The 22,939-nt window shown below is 44.7% G+C and carries 12 protein-coding genes, 1 tRNA gene and 3 pseudogenes; 5 read left to right on the top strand and 11 right to left on the bottom strand.

The genetic code is table 11. The features are described from left to right. The 3 genes from PSI23_RS16415 to PSI23_RS16405 form a co-directional block, all read right to left on the bottom strand. Positions 1-6,096, bottom strand: a 6,096-nt coding sequence (locus tag PSI23_RS16415; protein ID WP_273556097.1) for a non-ribosomal peptide synthetase, incomplete at its 3' end; no start/stop codon positions are given. Positions 6,097-6,155: 59 nt separating this feature from the next. Continuing rightward, positions 6,156-7,739 (bottom strand): ATP-binding cassette domain-containing protein, encoded by a 1,584-nt coding sequence (locus PSI23_RS16410; protein WP_273556096.1) that lies wholly within the window; start codon positions 7,737-7,739, stop codon positions 6,156-6,158. A gap of 119 nt (positions 7,740-7,858) precedes the next feature. Then, positions 7,859-8,836 (bottom strand): TauD/TfdA family dioxygenase, encoded by a 978-nt coding sequence (locus PSI23_RS16405; RefSeq protein ID WP_051894523.1) that lies wholly within the window; start codon positions 8,834-8,836, stop codon positions 7,859-7,861. Positions 8,837-9,007: 171 nt separating this feature from the next. Here PSI23_RS16405 and PSI23_RS16400 point away from each other — a divergent pair. The 3 genes and pseudogenes from PSI23_RS16400 (at position 9,008) to PSI23_RS16390 (ending at position 10,343) form a co-directional block, all read left to right on the top strand. Beyond that, positions 9,008-9,703 (top strand): annotated as a pseudogene (locus tag PSI23_RS16400) (IS1 family transposase). A 182-nt stretch (positions 9,704-9,885) separates the two neighbouring features. After that, entirely contained in the window at positions 9,886-10,035 is a 150-nt protein-coding gene (locus PSI23_RS16395) for a hypothetical protein (RefSeq protein ID WP_273556095.1), read from the top strand. A 5-nt stretch (positions 10,036-10,040) separates the two neighbouring features. Beyond that, positions 10,041-10,343 (top strand): hypothetical protein, encoded by a 303-nt coding sequence (locus PSI23_RS16390; RefSeq protein ID WP_273556094.1) that lies wholly within the window; start codon positions 10,041-10,043, stop codon positions 10,341-10,343. Between the two features lie 456 nt (positions 10,344-10,799). Here the strand turns inward: PSI23_RS16390 and cuyB are convergent, their stop codons facing one another. Further along, complete coding sequence (gene cuyB, locus PSI23_RS16385; protein WP_273556093.1) at positions 10,800-11,498, bottom strand: cysteate racemase; 699 nt, start codon at positions 11,496-11,498, stop codon at positions 10,800-10,802. A 138-nt stretch (positions 11,499-11,636) separates the two neighbouring features. Between cuyB and PSI23_RS16380 the strand changes: the two genes are divergently transcribed. Further along, positions 11,637-12,530, top strand: a complete 894-nt coding sequence (locus tag PSI23_RS16380) for a LysR substrate-binding domain-containing protein (RefSeq protein ID WP_273556092.1) — start codon at positions 11,637-11,639, stop codon at positions 12,528-12,530. A 67-nt stretch (positions 12,531-12,597) separates the two neighbouring features. Here the strand turns inward: PSI23_RS16380 and PSI23_RS16375 are convergent, their stop codons facing one another. The 3 genes and pseudogenes from PSI23_RS16375 to PSI23_RS16365 all read right to left on the bottom strand — a co-directional run bounded on the left by PSI23_RS16375 (position 12,598) and on the right by PSI23_RS16365 (position 16,257). After that, positions 12,598-13,872 (bottom strand): dicarboxylate/amino acid:cation symporter, encoded by a 1,275-nt coding sequence (locus PSI23_RS16375; RefSeq protein ID WP_273556091.1) that lies wholly within the window; start codon positions 13,870-13,872, stop codon positions 12,598-12,600. Positions 13,873-14,267: 395 nt separating this feature from the next. Beyond that, positions 14,268-14,900 (bottom strand): annotated as a pseudogene (locus tag PSI23_RS16370) (AbgT family transporter); the annotation flags it as partial. A 40-nt stretch (positions 14,901-14,940) separates the two neighbouring features. Further along, positions 14,941-16,257: a M20 family metallo-hydrolase gene (locus PSI23_RS16365; RefSeq protein WP_273556090.1), complete on the bottom strand. Its 1,317-nt coding sequence runs from the start codon at positions 16,255-16,257 to the stop codon at positions 14,941-14,943. Between the two features lie 259 nt (positions 16,258-16,516). Here PSI23_RS16365 and PSI23_RS16360 point away from each other — a divergent pair, with 259 nt between their 5' ends. Beyond that, on the top strand, positions 16,517-17,416 hold the full coding sequence (locus PSI23_RS16360) for a LysR family transcriptional regulator (RefSeq protein WP_273556089.1): 900 nt from the start codon (positions 16,517-16,519) through the stop codon (positions 17,414-17,416). A gap of 186 nt (positions 17,417-17,602) precedes the next feature. Here PSI23_RS16360 and PSI23_RS16355 read toward each other — a convergent pair whose 3' ends face one another. From PSI23_RS16355 to PSI23_RS16340, 4 genes and pseudogenes are all read right to left on the bottom strand, one after another. Further along, positions 17,603-18,130 carry a P-loop NTPase family protein gene (locus PSI23_RS16355; RefSeq protein WP_273556088.1) on the bottom strand — a complete coding sequence of 176 codons (528 nt, stop codon included), beginning with the start codon at positions 18,128-18,130 and terminating at the stop codon, positions 17,603-17,605. A 282-nt stretch (positions 18,131-18,412) separates the two neighbouring features. Continuing rightward, positions 18,413-21,403 (bottom strand): non-ribosomal peptide synthetase, encoded by a 2,991-nt coding sequence (locus PSI23_RS16350; RefSeq protein WP_273556087.1) that lies wholly within the window; start codon positions 21,401-21,403, stop codon positions 18,413-18,415. Positions 21,404-21,663: 260 nt separating this feature from the next. Then, positions 21,664-22,547, bottom strand: a pseudogene (locus PSI23_RS16345) (tyrosine-type recombinase/integrase); the annotation flags it as partial. A 164-nt stretch (positions 22,548-22,711) separates the two neighbouring features. Then, positions 22,712-22,796: transfer RNA gene (locus PSI23_RS16340), tRNA-Leu, on the bottom strand. Positions 22,797-22,939: the final 143 nt, after the last annotated feature.

The raw sequence follows: 22,939 nt of genomic DNA, 5'->3' as shown, positions 1-22,939 counted from the left end.
GCTTGTTGGACTAAACGGATCCGCCAGAAAACGCTCAGCGGTCAGTTCCGGGCGATTCAGATACCCGCGCGCCAGCCCTGCGCCCGCAACATACAACTCACCCACGACTCCGTCCGGCACCGGTTGTTGCTGCGCATCCAGCAGATACAGTTTTAAATCAGGAATACGCTGCCCGACCGGGCTTTGGCTCCTCTGGCTGTCCTCACGGGTCAAAGGCCGGTAAGTCACATGCACCGTGGTTTCTGTTATCCCGTACATATTGACCAGCTGTGGCTGTGACTCGCCTGTCGACTCATACCACCCGGACAGCAGCGCCGTATCAAGCGCCTCACCACCAAAGATGACATAACGCAGTGCCAGCGCTAACGGGCGCTGCCGTTGCTCCGCTATCAGTGAGCGGAAAGCGCTGGGGGTCTGGTTCAGGACAGTGATGCCCTCACGGCTGAGCAACTGATAGAAGGCCGCGGTATCACGCGTCTGCTCTGTCGGCACCAGCACCAGACGGCCCCCATGCAGTAGGGCACCCCAGATTTCCCATACCGAGAAGTCGAAGGCGAACGAATGGAACAGGCACCAGACATCCTGTTGACTGAAACCAAACCAAGGCTGTACAGCGCTGAACAGACGGCTAACCTGACGATGCTCAATCATCACCCCTTTCGGCGTCCCCGTGGAGCCTGAGGTGTAGATTATGTAGGCCAGATGCTGCGGAGCCGCCCGGCCCTGAGGATTATCCTGTGGCTGCAGGTCATACACCTCTGGGTCGTGCAGCAACCACGGCGCCTGATACCCCTGCTGTTGCAGGGTGCGCTCACCTGTCGCGTCACACAGCACCAGAGCTGGCTGAGCATCATCCAGAATCAGGCGAATACGCTCTACCGCATAAGTCGGGTCAATCGGCAGATAGGCGGCACCGGACTTGAGAATAGCCAGCAACCCCACCATCATCTCCAGCCCGGGAACGGCACAGAGCGCGACGGGACTGTCGGCGTGTACGCCTTGTTGGATCAGTGCATGGGCCAGCTGGTTGGCACGCTGGTTTAGCTGCTCGTAGCTGAGCGACTGGTCGCCATAAGTCAGCGCTATCGCCTGCGGATACAGCGCGGCCTGCTGCTCAAATTGCTGATGCACACAGAGCTCGACAGGCGCTACCCGCAGCGGCAGGTTGCGTTGTTCAGTCAGGGCGTGAAGCGCTGTAGCAGGTAAAACGGGGAGTTGTTGCAGAGGCGTTTGCGGTGCTTGTTCCAACGCCTCCACCAGTGAGGTTAATGTTAGCTGGGTATACGCCAGTATTTGTTCAGCACTCAGTGAGGCAACAGCCTGTAACGTGAGCCCCGTTTGATCGCCATAGTCTTCAACTGAAAGGACCAGTGGATAACTGGTGGTTTCATTGAAATCAATCAAGGAGACTTCAGGGAAATCTACCAGCGGTTGCGTATAAATTGCTGTGCTGGAGTTATGCCGATAGTTGAGTAATGCGCCAAATAACGCGGCAGGCGGCGCTATTCCACTGGCCTGTTGAGCCGTAATCAGCGACGCTTGCTCGTAAGCCAACAACTCAGCTAGCTGCTGATGCATATGTTGTAGCGCGGCATCAACAGCGCGCGCATCAACGTCAACACGCGCTGGCAACGTATTAATGTACATGCCGAGCGCCTGACTATTACCTTCACTGTAGGCTCGACCAAAAAATACGCTGCCAAATACCACTTGCGATTGGCCGCTAATTACTGAGAGCACTCGAGCCCATGCCAGATGAAAAATACTCGCCAGGCTCACCTTCCTTTGCCTTGCCTGTTGACGTAGGCGATTGTTCAAATCAGGCATAATGATCTGTTTTAACTCTTCGATGCTCTCCCCTTGGGTCATCAACGGGTTGAGAGCATAAGGCAAGCAAGGCTCCGTAATATCACCCAGCTGCTTAGAGAAAAACTCACGCTGGCGTAGCAGACTTTCATTCTGGCGAGTTCGCTCAATCAAGGTACGAAACGCCAGAGCGGACGGAAGGGTAATGTCCGGCTGAACCATTAAGCTATTTAACTCGCGATAAATAATCTCCAGCGTACTATGGTCACCCACCAGATGATGAAGTTGGTGTAACAGCAGCCAGCGCTCATTTGGCCGATCTTCTACCGCAACAACTTGCAGTAAAGGCGCTTTGTCCAGTGGTAACGACGTATGACGCGGGTCATAGCGTTCACGCAGTTGGGCGTAAACATCCCCTTCATGGCTGTCGAGTTCCAGCCAGGTGACAGGGAGCGAGAGACGACGCATGACAACCTGAACAGGATGAGCTATTTCTGGTCCATGAATAAACGCCGTACGCAAAATATCATGCCGTTCAATCACTTGTTGTAGAGCAGCCAGATACCGTTGCAACGTCTCTCGTTCAGGGAATGCCATAATAGTGACTAACAGATAAGGATCGCCGCGCTCAGCCATCACGTGGTGAAAATAGAGTCCTTCTTGTAACGGTGAGAGTGGATAAATATCCTGAATATTGCTGACATCAGCGCCAAATTGGGCGCAAATTGCATCAATAGACTGCTGATCGATCTGCAGCAAAGGCAACATTTCAGGCGTGATACGCGAAGTGTTTTCCGGGATCATCGATGCAGAATCTGTGACCTGCTGAGCAAGCTGCAAGCTAGAGGCAAACCTATGCAACTGTGGAGACTGGAACAATTGCTCAACACCCGTCTGCCATCCCAACTCTCTTAGGCGACCAATCAATTTCATGGCCAGTAATGAATCACCGCCTAGCGCAAAAAAGTTATCCCACCGGCCAGGCTGTTTAACCTGTAAAAATTCAGCCCACAGTGTGGCAATGACGTGCTCACGCTCGCCCTGAGGAGCTTCATACAACTCCCTGGAGAACGCTTGATGGTTGGGTTCAGGCAAGGCCTTACGATCGATTTTGCCATTTACTGTCAGTGGTAGGCTGCCCAGGATGACAAATGCGGCAGGTACCATAAAGGCGGGCAGCACTTTCTCTAGTGCCTGGCGTAGGGCGTTAATGTCGTACTCGGCGTTATCTCCGGCCACCAAATAAGCGACTAAGCGCTTAGTGTGATGCTGGCTATCACGGACGATCACCGTGCATTCGGAGATCCCCTGCTGCTTGATAACGGCTTCAATATCACCCGTTTCAATACGGAATCCATTAATTTTAACTTGATGATCCTGTCGTCCAACAAACAACAGCTCCCCATCAGGCAGATAACGTACCAGATCCCCCGTACGATACAGACACTGCGCTGAATCAGGCTGAAAAGGGTTTGGTATAAATCTTTCTGCATTCAGTTCACTGCGATTAAGGTATCCCTGTGCGACCGCTTCTCCACCAATGTAAAGTTCGCCAATACTGCCAAAAGGAACAAGGCGTTGCTGGACGTCTAACAAATAGAGTTTGCTGTTGCCGAGTGCTCGCCCAATGGGGGCAATATCCCCGGTATAATTTTCAGGGCAGCGCCACGCCACATTACAGACGGTTCCTTCCGTCGGACCATAACCATTAATGACGGTGTTACGTTGGCTTAACTGATGGAACAACTCAATGCCCGGAGCCTCACCCGCCAGCGTCAAGACGACGCCCTTCAGGCCCTGGCATAACTCTTTGCTCTGATTGAGCAAAGCTGGGGGAAGCGTTGCGTGCGTAATCTGGTGCGTGTCGAAGAACGCCAGTAAAGCGCGCTCGTCCAAACGCTGGTGCGCTGTAGGGCAGTACAACGCACCACCATAGCCGAACGCCATTGCCATTTCCCAAATGCTGGCATCAAAGCTCAAAGATGCAAATTGTAGTACCCGACTCTGGCTATTTACCTGAAGTAATGAACCCTGTTCATCTATCAAGCTGCACAAGTTAGCATGGGATACCCGCACGCCTTTCGGTATGCCTGTCGAGCCTGAGGTGTAGATGATATACGCCGTTTGTTGCAACCGTTCTAGGTCACTGCTTATCAGAACATCGGCGGCGAATTTACCCGGTTGTTGAGTATCAAGGCGCTGCATCATTAGCCCTGTTGGCAGTACGCCCGACAAGACCTTCTCTCCATTCTCATCAACCAATACCAGAGTTGGGGAAGCATCCTGCAAAATAAGCGCCAGGCGCTCTGCGGGATAATCAGAATCGAGAGGAAGATAAATAGCGCCTAATTTCCAGGCCGCCAGTATGCCGAAAAACAGAGCCGGTTTTTTTTTCGTACAAAAAGCAATCACATCACCGGACTTTATCCCACATGTCGACAGATGGCTGGCCCAGCATGCAGCCTGCTCATCATAATGCTGGTAACTCACTTGAAGATTGTCGAAAAACAAGGCGGTTGTTTCAGGAGCCGCGCGGGCAATGTCGCTTATTTTGTCGGCCAAAGTCCCTTGATACTGCCGGTGGTGCAGGGATGGATTCAGTCCATTGATAAGATAATCTTGCTCACTCGGTGGCAGCATCACTAAGTCGACGCAGCGTTGCTGTGCAAGATCTTGGCTTAACTGGCTCCCCAGCATGTCCAAATAACTCAAAATACGCTCTATTTGAACGCCGCTCAGGCTATCTGGGTTATACCCTAAACGAAAACTGTTCTCGTCAGGTTTACGGTGCAAAGTGAGTTGCTGGGCAACCGCCTCGCTCTCTCCTTCTGCAATCAAGATCGGCCAGCATTGCCCTGTGGGGGCGGGCTGCAACGAACGGAGCTCGGGATAACGCCAAGGCAGGGTTTTGGCATAAGCCGGTAATGTACTGATTCGCTGTTTTTCTTTAGAAAGAAAGGTGAGCATTTCAGCGACGGTTCGCTCCTCATCCATCCACAGATGGAAAGGGACACTTTCACTCATTATTCCAGTAAGCGGGGAAGCTGAAGTGGCTTTCGACCAACCTAGCTGCAAATCGACCCGATCCGTGATCCGGCTCAGTACCAGAAGAAAAGCCAGTAACAGCGTATCTTTTCCATCTGCTGTCGGCCAGGATTGCCAGGGTGTATACAGCCAGGATGTCGTCGCTCCAGAGCTCCCCGTGCTCTCCATGCAAGCGGACAGCGCCAATGGGCTAAAACTGAGCAAACGCTGAGACCAGAAAGCATCATGCCGAGCCGCATTTTCATGCCATTCCGTTAAGCACTGCTGCTGGCTATCGGTAATGACAGGTAAAATGTCCCCAATGTGCAACTGAGAAAAATCACACTCAATTTCTGCTCTAGCCGGTTGATTAGCTTCTAATGGCTTTAATCCACTGATACGCACATCGAAATCTGCGGTCGCAATCGTCAGTTCGTTTTTACCGATTGCCAGTAGCGTGCCTGCGGTCTGGACACTAGGTTCGGGTAATACGTTGAGTTTGGTCGCCAGCAATACGGTGCCATCTGCCAGCAAAATTTTAGGGATATCTAAAGAGGCTACGTAATATTCACCGTAATCCAACGCTCTGATTAATGCTGAAAGCTCGGCTGCCGTATTATCCCAACGCACTACCCCACCACCCGGCGGGCGGCGGTAACCGGCATAAAAGCTGCGCTCAGCCACCGCTTGCGGGAGGGCAACGAGAGTCTGTTGCTTTAGTGACGCCAGTAGCTGATCAAATCCTTGCCTGGCGGCTTGGTAGCATTTCAAGTTGAGGCTAAATGCCGTTTCATCAGCAGCGATGGCCAATGGAATTTGAACAACAATATCTCCCCGATCAACGCCGGCGACGAGTAAATGCCAGCTCACGGCATAATCCTGTTCTTGATTAAGCAATGCCCAGCCAGTCGCGTTTTGCCCGGCATAACGAGGCAAGGGGCTATCATGGTAGTTAAAGCAGGCTCCTTTCACCTTCTCAATAAGCTCAGGCGAAAGAATATGTGGATTCACGATGGAAAAAAGATGCGCAATAGAATGATCCTGGCAATATTGTTCTAACACGGCCACATCATCCAGGCAATAAATCCCTTGTTCTTCAGCCCATTCTCTAAATACATGATCCACACTGACAACTGCGGATAGGGTCTGCCCGGAACGTAACCATTGTTGTGCACAATATATTGCTAAGGTTGTTCCACCAATAATTACAGCAGGCAAAGACTGCACGCCATAATCTTCAGAATGGCAAGCATATTTAATCGACATTAGCATCCCAACCAGTTAATGTTAATAGTGAACATTCATCATTTAATGAAAACTACAGGCTATGCTTCTTTACCATCACACAACTTTATTAACCGATCGGCGCAACAAAAATATTGCTCGTCATGACTAATAGCGATAACCGTTTTTCCTTTCGCTTTCAGTTCAGGGAGTAGTTTTTTATAGAAATGGCATTTAAATTCCGGATCTTGAGCAGCAGCCCATTCGTCAAAGAAGTAAATACTTCGGTCATCGAGATACGACTGCAATAGTGCCACTCGATTTCGTTGCCCGGTTGACAGTTCGAGTGAAGAAAGCATGCCGTTCTGGTAGTAAATCGTATTATTCAGGCCAAGTTTATTTAATATATCATTCACTAAACTCTCAGATGCGGCCTGTCCTTGAGCATCAATAACATGCTCAAACAGATAGGACTCATTAAACACCCCGGCAAATAAAGCTTTATAGGATTCAGTGGCTTCTGAGATATCTACACCATCAATAGTAATATGGCCCGATGCAGGTTTCAGCAGTGAAGTGAGCAACAGTAAGAGCGTTGTTTTCCCGCTGCCATTACCGCCAACAATGAAGACAATTTCCCCTTGATTTATTTCAAGGTGGTAAGGCCCTAATCGAACTTCTTTTTCATTATTATCAACGTAGTGATAAACAACATTTTCAAGACTGATTTTCTGCCAATTATTTAAACTGCACCTCTCGAGCGGCTCTGAAGGGGGACGACTTTCAGCGAGAGTGGATAAATCTTCAATACGTTGGTTAAGCAACCCCATACTTTTCAAACGATATATACTTGTCAGCCCGAGGATCACTGGAGAACCGGTGTTCATAAGAAAAGTAAAAGGACCAATGATAAAGAAAGAACCAACAACAAAACTCATTACTGTTTTATCTGTCAAATGAAATATATCCATGCCGAAATAGGCAACCAAAAACAAAAAAGTATAAAAAATAATCATTCCCCATGTGCCATTCATCCCCCAATATAAATAGACTTTGTTCGTCAATTTCTCAGCTTTACTGATATTGGGTAGTAGCGTTCGCTTTGTGAATGATTCTCTTCTTACGACGTTCAGCAACATTTCCTTTTTTCCGTCACTAATCGCCGAAAAGCTATTGTAAATATCATCTTCGCTGCTTCTCATTTTTTCCGAGTAGTGGCGAGTCCACTTGAAGGTGAAAAAAGAGTTTATAAATTGCAGGACTAATCCGATAGCAAAGACCAGAAACATTAATGGTGACACATAAACCAGATAGCTACAGCAAGAAATAAAAAGAATAGCATTGTAAATAAATTGAGGTCCCAGCATAAACAGCGGCGCTATTCTTGCAATATCCCCCATCAGCGCGTTAAAAATTATCTTTCGTTTATTTATAAACTCCATATAACTCAAAAAAAGCACCTGACCTGAAAGCATCCGTCGTAAATCAGATAAGCCCCCGGCTCCGAGACGAGCCATAAAATACTGCATCAACCCTGAGGCAGCAAAGAGGACCAGCATAGCCAACATCCCATTGATGAATATATTATTGCTTTCGACAGAATAATTCTTACTGACAAGAGCATTAATATTATGCAACAAATACAAAGTAGCTGCCGCGCTGACTAAAGATAACCCCGAAGCCATTAAAACAAGGCGCAGGTATTTAGTAAAAATATTTTTTTAGCATAGCGCATACTCTTCTCTTCATAATAAAGAGTCATCATGATTCACCCAAAGAAAGAATATTAAATAATTATCTTAACTTAGATAATCATAGATGAGTAAGGCTTCATCATACTGACGGCTATCTTTCTCACTCCTGTGTAAGGAGTTCTACCGTGGGTATAACGCATATTATCCAACAACAGAATGTCACCGACTTGCCAATCAAAACAATAACGATTCGCAGCTAATGTTTCTCGAATGAAATTCATCGTCTTCATTGGGATTTCAGAACCATCGCCAAACAGAGAATGACGAGGGACTTTATCACGCCCAAAAGCTTGCTCAAGCGCCTTAGCCGACTGTTCCCCTGCACCAGTAATATGAAACATATGGCACTGATTAAAGAACAGCTTTTCATGATGTATCGGATGGGATGCAACGCCCTGACATACCTGCCAGGTACGTAATGTTTGGCTATCTAGCCATTGATATTCAATATCATTTTCCTTGCAAAATATCCCCACGTCTTCAGGATTTTCTGTCTGAAAAACAGTTTGCCATGACAAATCAACAAAAGGTCGATAATGCCGAACATAGCGAACTTTTCTTTCTTCAAATTCGCTGATTAAATCTTCTCCCAGACTTTGCGTTATCTTGCTCAAATCAGCAATGGGCGTTTGTCCCCCAGTCGTGGGGCTGGTAATACAGCAAAAGCCTAAAACCATTGGCCAATCACGTTGGTAAGCATTTTCTGAGTGCTGATCGATATGAAGAGAATTGGGGTAATCTGTCGCGGTAAACACATTCTCACTCAATAAACGCCTGGGTGTTGAACGATAGACATAATTAAGTGGGCTATCGAACAAAATTGCGGACAACTTCGAGAAATGACCAGAGCTGGATGAACCAAAATTTCTCAACAAAATTGCCCCTTCCTCCCAGAGCAATGTTTGCAAATCCTTAGCGTTACTGCTGACAAAATCCAACACGCTCCTATTTTCTTGAACTGATCTCAAGCATATCGGACCGAGAATATTTCCTTGTGGCTCTAAACGGCTCGTGTTAACAAAGCGCATCTCTCCCCCTCCCTATAAAGAATAATTAGCCCATCTCTGGCGGCGAACCTTATACATGAGAAGCGATAATATCAATGCAAAATTCAAAAAAAACATATTTATACACAAAAAGGGTTACGTATCCAACCCGTTGATAGTTGTGTATAATCGCTAATTTTTCGGAGAAATTAGATGGCGACGGTTGAAGTGAAATGTCGATTTTGTCAGCAAACTGAACGCGTAAAAAAAATGGGGTAAAGGGGAAGCCGGTCACCAACGCTATCGCTGTTTCTCCTGCAACCGAACCTTTCAACTTGAATACGCCTACCGCGCGTGCCAAGCGGGTATCAAAGAACAAGTTGTTGCTCTGGCCATGAACAACGCCGGCATTCGTGATACTGCCCGGGCGCTACATATCAGCATCAAAGCCGTTGTCCGCACTTTAAAAAACTCCAGCCACGATGCGTAACGACACTCCCGCTGGATAAGGCCGAAGTTCAGCTCATCTGTGAAGTTGACGAAATGTGGTCATTTGTCGGAAATAAAAAATGCCAACGCGGGTTGTGGTATGCCTGGGAGCCTCGTCTGAAGCGTATCATTGCTCATGCGTTTGGGGCGAGAAGCAAGAAGACGTTCAGAAAACGGCTCAAGAAGCTCGCCTCGTTTAATGTTGTGTTCTGGTGTACCGATAATTTCAAAGCTTACAATCTATTACCCGAAAACCAGCACCTTGTCGGAAAGATTTTCACCCAACGTATTGAGCGAGAGAATTTAACTTTGCGCAGTCGAATTAAGCGACTCAATCGTAAGACACTGGGTTATTCTAAATCCCCCGAACTGCACGATAAGATCATTGGTACATTCATTGAACGTAATTACTATATTTGACACGCATCACCGGCTTAAATACATGACCCTTACTCGCCTACGCGATCCCCGTTTTCAAAGAATAAACAGGTTTACCCAGCGTACTGCTTAAAGCTGATATTAAAACAATAGCAAGATATGTATTTCGTTATCCAAATAGAATTATACTTGATGGTCGTAGTGGTAATTTTATATACGAAAAAGTGTTAAAAAGAAGAGTCGGTATAGATTTAGAAGGTAATAAATTAAATAAAGCAAGGGTTGTTACTAAACCAAATGGTGATTTGGTTACAGTTTTCCCAGAACTTAAATTTAAGGAACTTAGCTCAAAAGATATAATTTTACGAGGATAAATAATATGGGTCTTGATATACATATTACGACAACTGACAATGAAGTTATTCATATTGTTATGAGTGAGGACTTGCATGGAAGTATTTTTTATACACCTGAAACGAGATGGAGCAGTGCAAAAAATTTAAGAAAAATGAAAGATTATTACGAAGCTTATTGTGTATTTGAGGGTGAAGCAGCTATTTCTTTTCTTGAAGAATTATCTGAAATGGAAAATAGAATCATAGATGGAAAAAATGAATTACATGAAATATTTGAGAAAGTGAAAGGTAAAAAAATCAGTTGCATTAGAATAACGGGTGATTAATAAGTAACTAAAGAACCGGAAGATTTTTTGTGATCTTCCGGTTATTATTTATGGAAAGAACCTATCTATCTGCCAAGAGTGGCAAAATAGGATCATGATTCCAATTTATTGATAGTGGCGAATATTCAGATAATATCCAATGATTCTGTCATGCATGATAAAGTCATCAGCACTTTCATTGAATGTGAATACGATGTTTAACGCCAATCAACGGATTGAATACGTGACCAGCTCCTGCGTTCTGGACACGGATTAATTATTTATTCCCCACAACCATGAATCTATTTCTTTCTACATCATTGGGATTAGAGATTACCAATTGGGGAAAATTTAATTCGTTCATTTTCTGGCCTAAATACTATTATGAATATCAACTCAAATATTAAAAATAACCATGTATATTATATTTTTCTTCCTAAAAAAATAGTCAAACAACTTAGCAATAATTTCATTTTATTAAACACAACCCTCATTCAAATAACACCAATCAACTACACATCTAACCAACTCTTCCGTAGCATCAATATACCTATCCGTATTACCTTCCCTTTTAAGAATCACCGGTATTTCACTACACCCCATAATAAACTTTTCAACCCCAACATTTTTAAGCTGAGAAATAACCGACTCCATTAACCAATAAGCCTTTTCTTCATCCCCACCTTTATAAACCAAAATACTTTCCATAATAACTCCCTGCTGAATATCATCAGGAACTACAAAATTTACCTTTTCTTTTTCCAACTGAGATTGATAAAGCCGTGCCTTTATCGTCCCTGTTGTAGCAAGAATCGCAACGTTATTAACCCCTTCCCTTACGATTTTATTACAAGTAATTTCAATCATATTCAGAAAGTGCATTTTAGTTGATGCTTTTAACTCATCATACCAATAATGTGCTGTATTACACGGCATAATAATACACCGTGCTCCCGATGACTCTAATATTCTCAATGCAGACAACATGTTATTTAATGGCGACACTCCACCAGAAAGTATACTTTCCGTTCTGTCTGGAATATTAGGAAAAGAAACGGTAATAACAGGAATATGTTCCTGATCTCTGTTTGCTGGTGTATATTGAATTATCTTTTCCATTGTATCTACAGTTGCGGCTGGCCCCATGCCGCCAAGAATACCAATTATTTTTTTCATATGCCATCTCCATAAGTAATCGTTATGATGGCATAAAAATTACGGTTCGTAATTGCAATATTTCTATGGCCTATGTTGAATTTGCATAAACTGTTTTATTTATTGATATCAACAAGCGTTATTTTGTATGGTGGGTTTATGTTTAATAATATTGAGCTGAAATGGTTATATGATGCAGTAATGTTGGAGGAGTTACGAAGTTTTACGCTTGCCGCAGAACGGAGGAATATATCTCAATCTTCTTTTAGCCGCAGGATTCAGGCTCTTGAGAATGCGGTTGGTTTTGAAATATTTAATCGTAACTCGAATCCATTACAACTTTCGTTAAAAGGAAGAGGTTTTATTGTTTATGTCAGGAATCTTCTTGGTGATATAGAATATCAAATCGGCAAATTAAAAGGTGGAGAAACATCTAAATACCGAATTAACATCACCGCAGCTCATTCGCTTTCTATTTCTCTATTACCTGAATTGATTTCTGGTTTTGCGGAAAAATCAGATAAGGTTTTTAATATTGAATCCATTAATGTTGATGAGGCTGTCAATAATCTCAAAAACGGTAAAAGTGATTTTATTCTGTCTTTCTTTAATGAAGAATTGATGACATCACCGTTCCTTCATCATAAGGTGTTGGATGCTCGATTATACCTTGTCTCTGGCTGTACAACGGATGGAAAACCGTTATATCGGCTGAAAGATACGCCTTTGCCGTTAATGAAATATACCGATGAAAGTTATATGGGGCGTCAGGTAAATCAGTTACTGGAAAAAGATTTCAGGGATCGATTTACTTATTTTTGCCTTTCATCCATGAGCGAACTGCTGAAACGTATGGTGCTGGATGGTCACGGTGTTGGTTGGCTGCCGGATTATTCAATTCGTGAGGAACTCAGGGAGCAAAAATTGTGTTTGCTGGAACCAGAGCAGGCTTCGATAAAAATGGGCGTTTTTATTTATCGGACTTATTCCCGCCTTAATCCTTCCTCAGAGCGCTTTTGGCAATATATGCGCAAACGGTGGGCAGTAATCTGACCACCAACCTGCTATCAGATTAACTTGCTGTAATCGCTACGGAATACAGCAAGTCTGCTTACGCTTCTTAGCTAGCGATTTCACTTTGCTGCTCTGCCCGTTCGTCAATACCCTGCTTTTCTTCTAATTTAGCAATCACGGCGGTGGAAATGCTGTTACCCACGACGTTGGTCGCTGTGCGCCCCATATCAAGGAATTGATCAATGGCGAGGATGAGTAAGATCCCCGCTTCTGGCAGGCTGAACATCGGCAATGTCGCCGCGACGACTACCACCGAAGCTCGCGCAACGCCAGCCATGCCTTTGCTGGTGATCATCAATGTCAACATAATCAAAATTTGTTCAGTGATACTCAGATCGATGTTGTAAGCCTGTGCAATAAAAAGGACTGCAAAGGATTGATACATCATCGAGCCATCAAGGTTAAAGGAATAGCCCAACGGTAATACGAAGCTGGAGATTTTTTTCGGGACACCAAAGCGATCCAGTGCGTTCATGGTTTTGGGGTAAGCGGATTCGCTGCTCGCCGTGGCAAAAGCCAATGTCACAGGTTCCCGAATAAGTTTCATCAGTGAAAACATGCCGTTGCCGAGGAAAAAGAATCCAACAGCTGACAAAATCGCCCAGAGCAAAAATAATCCGAGGTAAAAGAGACCAATCAGTTTGCCGTAGTCATAAAGCAAGCCCAAACCTTGTACAGTAACGGCGGATGCAATAGCAGCAAACACAGCAATCGGCGCAAATGACATTACGTAGTCTGTGATACGAAACATGATGCGCCCCAGATCTTCAATCAAAGTCACGATGGGGCTTTTTTTCTGGCTGTTGTGGCAGATATATGAAAGTGCAGCACCAAAAAAGATCGAAAAAATCAGGATCTGTAAGATCTCATTATTCGCCATCGCAGAAGCGAAGCTGCTTGGGAAAATATGGCTGATAAAGTTTCTCAACGAGAACCCGCTGGTATTGAGGCCGGTAATCACTTCTGCCTGTTGTGGGATAGCGACATTTAGCCCAACACCGGGCTGAAATACGTTAGCCATCAACATACCAATACCAAGTGAGACTAATCCCGCGACAATAAACCATACCATCGCTTTGAGGGTAATGCGTCCTACGGAAGATGACCCGCCAATTGACATTAATCCCGTCACAATCGTAGCAAATACAAGTGGTGCGATGATCATTTTTATCAGGCGCAGGAATATATCGGTGATAATATTGATATAGGCGGCGACTTCTTTTGTCTGACTGGCATCAAGATAATGATGAAAACCCCAACCGGTAATAATCCCAAGCAGTATGGCGATGATGATTTGTCGCATGAGCTTTTGCCTGTTCATGATGACCTCTTATTTTTTGTTTTCTGATTTCTACTTGATTAGATGTTTACATTTTTTTAACTTTTGATGAAATGCAAATAAAAGATGCAGTATGCAGAAAACGCATGGCTCTATTGGGATAGAAATTAATTCCGAAAATTATGAGGTAAGAATGGATATGAAAAATTAATTTTTCGATTTTATGGTCTTTATTAATTTTTATAGTGAAGGAATAAGGTATTATCTGTATTTAAAAATAAGTCACTTTATCTATTAAGGCATTTAATTTAAATTATGTCATAAATGAAGAATAATATTTAGAAAAACGCTTTACTCAATATCGTAAAAATAATTTATTAATTCTGTTACTTTGAAATATTCAGAACATAACAAATCACATTATTCATGTTTAATTAAATAACACTGACCTGTAGATTGGGATCAAATATTTTTGCTGCTTCGGTACTGATACCTGATAACAAAACATCGGTTGTAACAATCAAGAGGTTCGCAGTAAACCCTGACGCAACCCCCGCAATCGCGGCCAGCAGTCCGGCCACGGGATGTCGGCCAACTGCAATAAAAATCAGCGCTCCTAACGGTGGCATGATAACAAGTGCAGCATCCGACGAAATATGGCTAAAAAAGGCGATAAACAGCACCATATAACTGGCATAGCGTTTATTAATGCCAGAAGCCATCCTATACATCAGGGCTTGCAGTAATCCGATTTTTTCCGCAAGCCCTGCGCCAATGACCAACGCTAATATGGCACCAAGTGGCGTGAAATTACTAAAGTTTTTCACGATATTCGGCAAGATCCACTGTAATCCTTCGGCACTCAGTAAATTTTTAACTCTGATGAGTTCCCCATTGGTGGGATTTTTTACACTCAAATCAAACCAAGAAAAAATAGCCGTCGCTATCATTAAAACAGCAATTAAATAAACGAATAAAACAAAAGGATTTGGAATTTTATTTCCGACTTTTTCAATCCAACCAAAAATACGCCCCGGACTTTTATTTACAGGAATAGTTGCTTCACTCATAATTTTTTCCTTTATATTTGCTGTAGCTATTATTTTGTAATCAGGTAGCTTTGAAATAAGGTAGGTGAAGGGCAATAGTCGCTAAGGTTTTCACTGCAGTGGTCATTACGTTCTCATCAAAATCAAACCGCTCATGATGGTGACCCGCACTGAGTTCTGCTCCGAAAATGAGGTAGGTAGCCTGACCGCCATTCGCTTTGACTCGCTCCATAAAATAGGTCGCATCCTCCGATCCCGCAGGTTGTTGAAGACTTTTGACAACAGATGAAAGCTCTGGAATATGTTGTTGGGCTTGGTGATAAATAAAATCGACCCATGCAGGACTGGGTTGACTGCTTTGGGCAGCTCCCATTAATTTTATGTCACATTCAACACCCTGCATTTTTGCCGCTCCATCAATAATATTAATGGCTTGATGGTAGACAAACTCATTGATCTCATTAGTTTTACCACGCGTTTCCACTTTCATTAATGCGTGATCAGGTATAACGTTCCGGCCAATACCCGCCTGTAACACACCGACATTAATGCGTGAACTGCCCTCGCTGTGGCGAGAAATAGCATGTAACCCTAAAACGGCATGAGCAGCGGCTAACAAGGCATTTTTGCCCTCTTCTGGTTTTGCGCCAGAATGGGCGGCAACGCCACGATAAGTGACATCTATTTTGGTAGTGGCAAGAAAATTATCACTCCCGCAGACCAATTCGCCTTGAGGCACACCAAGACCGATATGGATAGCGATAAATAAATCTACATCATCGACGACACCCGCTTCCGCCATTGATTTTGCCCCACGAGTTCCCTCTTCCGCAGGCTGAAAAATCAGTTTTATTTTTCCTGTTAGTTGGCTTTCATATTTCTTCAATATGTTGGCAAGCCCCAAGCCGATTGCTGTGTGACCATCATGCCCACAGGCATGCATCATCTGTGCGTTGCAAGAGGAAAAACCTTCGACATAAGGGAGATGTACATGAGTTTGCTCCTCATTCTGGTCGAGAGCGTCCATATCAACCCGAAAAGCCAACGTCGGCCCCGGTTTGCCTGTATCGAGTGTCGCAACAATGCCAGTAAATCCGCCAGAAAAATAAGGTAGCCATTCAGTCAATGCTCCCTGCTCAATAGCACGCTGTTCTTGTGCCTGTAATGCCTGCTCTGACGGTAAGCCCATTCGGGCATCTGCCTTGATAACCTCTTTTCCCATTTTCAGGCTATAACCTAAACGATGTAGTTCATCTGCCACGATAGTTGCTGTTCTGAATTCAAACCAACCTGATTCGGCAAAATGATGGAAATCGCGGCGCCAGTTTTGTAATTTCCCGGCAATTTTCTGAATAGATTCGCTTAGTAAAATATCCATAATAATATTCTCTTTGAGTTATCCAAGAAGATGGAAGTTCTTTTATTTATTTCGTCAACATTGATTTACGTTAATAAATCAAATTAGTTTTATTCCAATTAAATTATTTTTATTTAATTTTTTAATAATTGAAAATATTTTCGTTCTTTGATCAGGAGCCAATTTTTATTACTAATTTCTAATGTAGACAATAAATTCCATTTAAATAAGATACAATTAACTTTGCCTATATAATTAAAAGTTATCGTGAGAGAGAACAATGGCAACACCAATAAAACTAAATCAATTACGTGCTTTTGTTGAAATCAATCGTCATGGCAGCATCAGAGCGGCCAGCCGTTTTCTATCACTCTCCCAACCTGCTTTGACTAAATCAATACGCGAGTTGGAAGATGCACTCGGTGCGAAATTATTTATCCGCAGTAACCAGGGTATTCATTTAACAGAGTGTGGGAAAGGTTTTCTACAACGCGCAAACTTAATACTTGAAGAGCTTAGAATTGCTCGGGAAGATATCCAACAAAGCATTGGCTTAATTGGTGGGGTCGTGAATATCGGTGTCGCAGGCAGTCTTGCACGTACAATTATGCCAAAGATAATTACGCAGTTTCACCGTGATTACCCAACGGTAAAATTAAGGGTTGTAGAGGGGCAATTATTGACTATGCTGCCTCAACTCAGACAAGGTGAATTGGATTTTACCGTGAATACCTATTATCCCGGCAGTTTGGATGCAGAATTGAGTTTCGAAAAGTTGATGGAAAAAGAGTACAAAGTGATTGTACGCAAAGGACATCCAAAAACGCATGCAACCTGTCTGGAAGAATTGGTTGATTGTGACTGGACGATGCCAACGCCGAAAGGCACTTATTATCGCAGTTTATTTGAGAACTTTTCATCGCTGAATAAACCACCAGTCTTTAGTGTTACGTGTGAAACATTGATGTCTTGTATGAGCTTAGTCGCCGAAAGTGACTTTTTAACGATTGTGGCAGTCGATGTGGTTAATGAGGCTTTGTTTGATCAGCAATTTGTGGCTTTAAACCTTGCAGAACAACTCCCGTTCGCGATTTTTGGCCTTGTTCAACGGAGAGATACAAAACTGACACCCTCAGGAGAACATTTGGCGAGACTTTTTCGGATGTATTGTCGGGATTGAGTTTTGTGCTCAGATTTCCCAACTCTTCTAATGCTTAGACAATAACAGCGGAAGAACCTCCTGATGAGGCAGGTATAATTTTACCCGCAATGGCTATTTTTCGCACAAAACCCATAAAAAATGTATTTAGATAAATATCGTGAAAAAATTATTATTTATATAACGAAAGATAATTTACAGAAATAGTTACTGAATAAGCCCCCATTCATCAAACGGTTCCTTAATTTCTTTAATAGAAGTCAGTTTAATCTTAGGTATCGTCAATTGCTCAAACAATGCAGCATAACGTTTTCTGCTTTTTGGTGTGACAACAGTAATATGATGGATCATATTCCATTTGATGCTGTCTTTATTGCCTTCCAGACCACCATAGCGGTTATGTTGGAAAAGAGTTCTGTTTGCATAACGCAGCAGGCTTGATGGCGTTGAGATATCTAATAAAATGACGCCTGTCGCTCTGGAGAGACGCTGCGGTAGACATTTTCTATAGTTTCCGTCTATGACCCAACTGTCTTCCTTTATTGCCATATCATGCAATGAGATGAATTCATCTACAGGACGTTCCTGCCAGTTTGTATTTGGTAGATGAAAAAGCTGATCCAGGTGAACCACTTTTAAATTACATTTTATGGAGATGGCATTAGCAAGCGTAGATTTACCGCTATTTGAAGGCCCCATAATACAAATTCTATTTCCCAAATCCAAAAGTTTCATAACAGCCTCCAGTAGTTATATATCCACTTCTGTTATCAATATCACTGATATTAATGAGCGCCAATTTTTCACATATAAAAATCGTGAACTTAATTTAGTTGTAAACTACAACTCAGAATCAGAATTTGCGGCATTATGTGGGGTGGGTCTTGTTCTTGTCCAGAAAAAACGCATCGTTATAGTTAGCTACCACCGTTAACAGACAGCGCCGTTCAAGGCGTTACGCGCCATGCTCGGCGCACTATGAAAAGCTACCTGACTATTGTCAGGTAGCCAAGAGTTCTATTGACCGCTTTTGGGAAGGTAATAGGCGAGGTACTTTGAGAGTAATTCTTTTCCCATTGGAGTGAAATGCACCGGATTTGCTGCATTAGCCAATGCTGAATTCGTATTCTTGGTATCATAGATCGGCATGTTTTCATTTACCTCCCATCGGGTTAGCTGCTGGTAGACGCGCTCAGCAAGCATTGGTAGCAAGGGCAACAATGCATTGTCGTCTAAATGAGGATCGGCAGTCAGCCTGGAGAGCCATTCGTTGTAAGGGAGTGGCTGCAATGGAGATCCATAACATTCCTCTAAAAGGCGGAAGAACTCATCAATGTCAATGGACTGCTCTCTCTCCGGGACGAGGTGGTAAGCCTGACCTAGGTTCCGGATGTCAGTCGCGATAGTCAAAAGCGCCGCACTAACATAGTCAACCGGGACGAACTCCTTCCACTGACGCGGCAGTTCCGGACAGGCGCCGATAGTAATGCACCCCTTCATCAGGCGTGCGACGAAGTCATTCGGATTACCGACGCCGCTAACGCTGTCGCCCATAATGAAACCCGGCCGATAGACGGACAACGGGATACCGAGGTCCCGGGCCTGCCAGATGAGCTGTTCTACAACCCATTTGCTCTGTGCATAGCCGGTATCATATTTCAGGCCCTCGATATAGGGAATGAGGCTCTCATTCTCGTAGATACGAGTCGTCGAGTTCAGCAATCCCACCGGACCGAATGCTGCAATCGTCGATACGTAATGCACGGCTTTGGCTTTGCCTTGTGTGGCGAAACGAAGAATGTTCAGCGTGCTATCGATGTTGGAAACGCGCTGCATCCGGTAGGGATGAATGTAGTTGACATTTGCGGCCAGATGAAAAACGACATCGCTCGTGTTGACCAATTCGTCGTAGCGTTTTTCGCTTAGCCCTAATCTGGGTTGAGATAAGTCACCAGCGATGGCCCTAATGCGCCCGGTGAATGAGGTTTCCCACAATCCGTACTTGGAAAGGGTATTCTCAATGCGTTGGTGTGCCGTGGCATCGTCTTTCGCTCGAACAAGACAAACTACGTTTTTTATATTCTCGAGAGTGAGGAGATCACGTAAGAAGAACGCCCCCAGAAAGCCGGTCACGCCTGTCAGAAAAATGGATGGGTTAGCAAGACGCGCCCAGTTCTGCGGTGCCTCCGGTAATGGCCTGATATCGTCCGGTAGTTGCCCGTCGCGTAACCATTCCTCCATTTCATCCTGCGCCTGTGGGGAATTGCCTTGTGAAACGATTTTGGCAAGTTGGCGGAGGCTTGATACCTCGTAAAGGGTCTGCACCAAGAAATTCTGCTTGAACTGACGAGCAAGTTCAATCACAAGACGCGACGCTTGCAGGGAACTGCCTCCCATTTGAAAGAAGTTGTCGTCAAGCGAGATCTCGCTGTTGTTCAGGATTTTGCTCCAAATGCGATACACCGCATACTCGGTATCGTTGAAGCCAGCGGGGCGCTCCTCAGACAGTGTTTGCTCTGTGAGCAGCGCCATGAGTTTGTGCTGGTCTGCCTTTCCATGTGGCGTCATAGGGATATCCTCAACGACAAAAAGACGAGGCAGCATGTATGCGGGCAGATACTCACCCAATTCCCGTGTAAGCCGCTCTCGGTCGAAAGCGTTCGGAGACCGAGGAACAACGAATGCGGCAAGGAAATCGTCTTCACCCTCGTTCTTCACGGCGCAGACCTTGGCCAAGCGGATCTCCTTGCTTTTTAGAAGCTGAACTTCGATTTCTTCCAGTTCGATACGGTGACCTCGTATCTTCACCTGGCTGTCGATGCGGCCTGAGAACATGAAGACGCCATCATCACGCTGCCAGCTGAGATCCCCCGTCTTGTAAAGCCGAATCGGCAGGGAATGTCCGGGGATAGTAACATGTACGAAACGATCGGCATTCAGCTCGTCACGGTTCCAGTATCCCCGCGAGAGTCCCTCTCCACCGAGATAGAGTTGTCCCAGGTTTCCTGGCGCCAGCGGCACCAGATTATCATCCAAAATGAATGCACTGGTACGGTTGATCGGTCGTCCGATAGGGACACTGCCATCAACCAGATCGTCCAGACTGATATCGTGTGAAAGCGCAAATATGGTGCTTTCCGTTGGACCATACCCATTAAGAAGGTGTTGGGGGGGAGCGCCCGCTTCCAGAACCAGCTTCACCGTGTGGGCATTGAGCGCTTCGCCACCTATCAGAAGATAGCGAACATCGCGGAATGCCTGGGGGTATGTTTTCGCGATCAGATTGAAGAGCGTTGCCGTAACGAAGACTATAGAGATTTCTCTCCTCGCCAGTTCGGCTTGAAAATACTCTATGTTCAGCACATCCTTTTTGTGGAACACGAAAGCCGTTGCACCATTGAGGAGTGCACCCCAGATCTCGAACAATGAGATATCAAATGTCGGATTGCAGGTGCAGGCAATGCGGTCTTCAGGCGTGAGGCGTATATATGCCGTATCAACGACAACCCGCATGATGCTTTTTCCCTCGATCTGCACGCCTTTCGGCTTGCCGGTCGTGCCCGAGGTAAAGAGAACATGGGTTCTATGATGTGGAGCCAGACAAGCAATCTCGCTATTGGTTTTGTCTAAGCCTTCTCCTTCAAGAAGATCGTAAAATGAAACGAATGTGGTGTGTAATTGAGGGGAGCTGTCTGGCGAATCGGTAATGGTCCATCTCACGGCCAGATCATCCAACATGTCGTTTAGGCGCGCTGGAGGTACATTCGGGTCGAGAGGCACGCAGCTTCCGCCAGCCATAAGAATGGCAAGCTGGCTCGTGATTTGTTCAATGCCCGGCGGCAGCAGGATCGCAATAGGCTCTTCATGCATTATCCCAAGTGACCGTAGCGAGCCCGCAACGGTGGCTGCTTGCAGTTTGAGTGTACGGTAATTGAGTTCTTTTTCAGATGTGAGGATAGCGATCTTGTCCGGATAACTACGGACCTGTTTCAGGAAATAAGACAGCATTCAAGTCCCCTATAAGGTAACAGGATAATAATATCTATGATAAATTATATGTTATGCAAATTATTGCATAATGTTATTATTTATATAATGAATGTTGTCAGCTTCGAATACAAGTCCCTTTGCTAGATAATATCGTCATGATATTTCAGATCATATTTGGCACTTACTGGAGCCGCATTTACCGGGGCGTAAAGGCGCATGGAGCGGGTGCTAAAAGCGGTAATCAAGCTATGGAGCGTACAAAAGGAGGTTTAACACCAAGATACAACCTGACGACTCAACGGCACAATATGTTTAGTTTTCATTTTCATACCACGCTGAAATTACTTAACTCCTTCAAGGGTTTTTCTTGTTGTAGGTATGTGCCAAAATAGCCCTTTCAAGATCTATTTCTTTCCAACTGGCAAATCTCATCTCACTGGAACGAACAAACGTTAATAACGTCAGTTCTACCGCAATTTTGGTCAGTAAGCGCCCACGGTAACAGGAAAGACGGGTGAGAAATTCGGGTAAACGTTCATGGGATAATGCAGGGTGATGTTTGGGTTTTACTATGGTGAGAGTACCCGCCATATCATTGGCAGGGCTATATTCAAGGATGTCATTTTGAACTGCATAACGCATGATGGCAGTAACATGTTGCTGTAATCTCTGGGCTATGTCGTGCTTACCATCTGTATCAACGGCTTTGATCGGTGCTAACAGTTGGCTGGTTCGCAAAGTGCGAATATCGAGAGTACCAATATAGGGGAAAATGTATTGCTCGAAACCTCGCATCATCCGCTCTCGATGGTCTTCGCTCCACCGTTTATTGCTTGCGTGCCATTCACGGGCGATGCGTTCAAAGGTATATGCACCCTTTAATTCGGCTTGCGCGTCTTTCTTCTCTGCTTTGGGATCAATACCTTGAGCAAGCAATTTTTTGGCTTCATCCCGTTTGGCACGAGCATCAGCTAATGAAACGGCAGGATAAACACCAAAAGCCAGCCGATCTTCTTTTTTATCAGCAGGGCTGATGATATTTCATGCGCCAGTATTTAGAACCGCGCGGAGTAATTTCGAGATATAAGCCAGCACCATCCGCTAATTTATAGGATTTCTCTTTAGGTTTCGCAGTCTCGATTTGTCGGGCGTTTAGTTTCATTTTTGGGGCACATTTAAAATCGAAGTGTAAGTGCCCCAAATTATGCCCCTTGGTGCATGTTGATTGCAACATACCATAGGAGACGTCAAAATAACGAACTTTGTTGATTTATTGGGGTTTTTAGGGATTTTGTAGACTTGGGTAGACGTTAGAAAACTAACGAATGGTGCCGAAGGCCGGACTCGAACCGGCACACCCGAAGGCGGTTGATTTTGAATCAACTGCGTCTACCGATTTCGCCACTTCGGCACTGAAGGGTTCGGAGAACGGAGGTGATTATACCTGTAAGAAGAACGTTCGCAACACTTATCCTTTCAATTTTGTTTAAATGCCGAAAAAAGAATCATTCATGACTTTTTTTGACCAATGCAGTTCAAAATACAACCCTCTTT

It is taken from the genome of Xenorhabdus yunnanensis, from assembly GCF_028598805.1.
Taxonomy (GTDB): Bacteria; Pseudomonadota; Gammaproteobacteria; order Enterobacterales; family Enterobacteriaceae; genus Xenorhabdus; species Xenorhabdus yunnanensis.
Note: the sequence above shows the minus strand (reverse complement) of the source record. Positions and strands in the feature narration are given on the sequence as shown.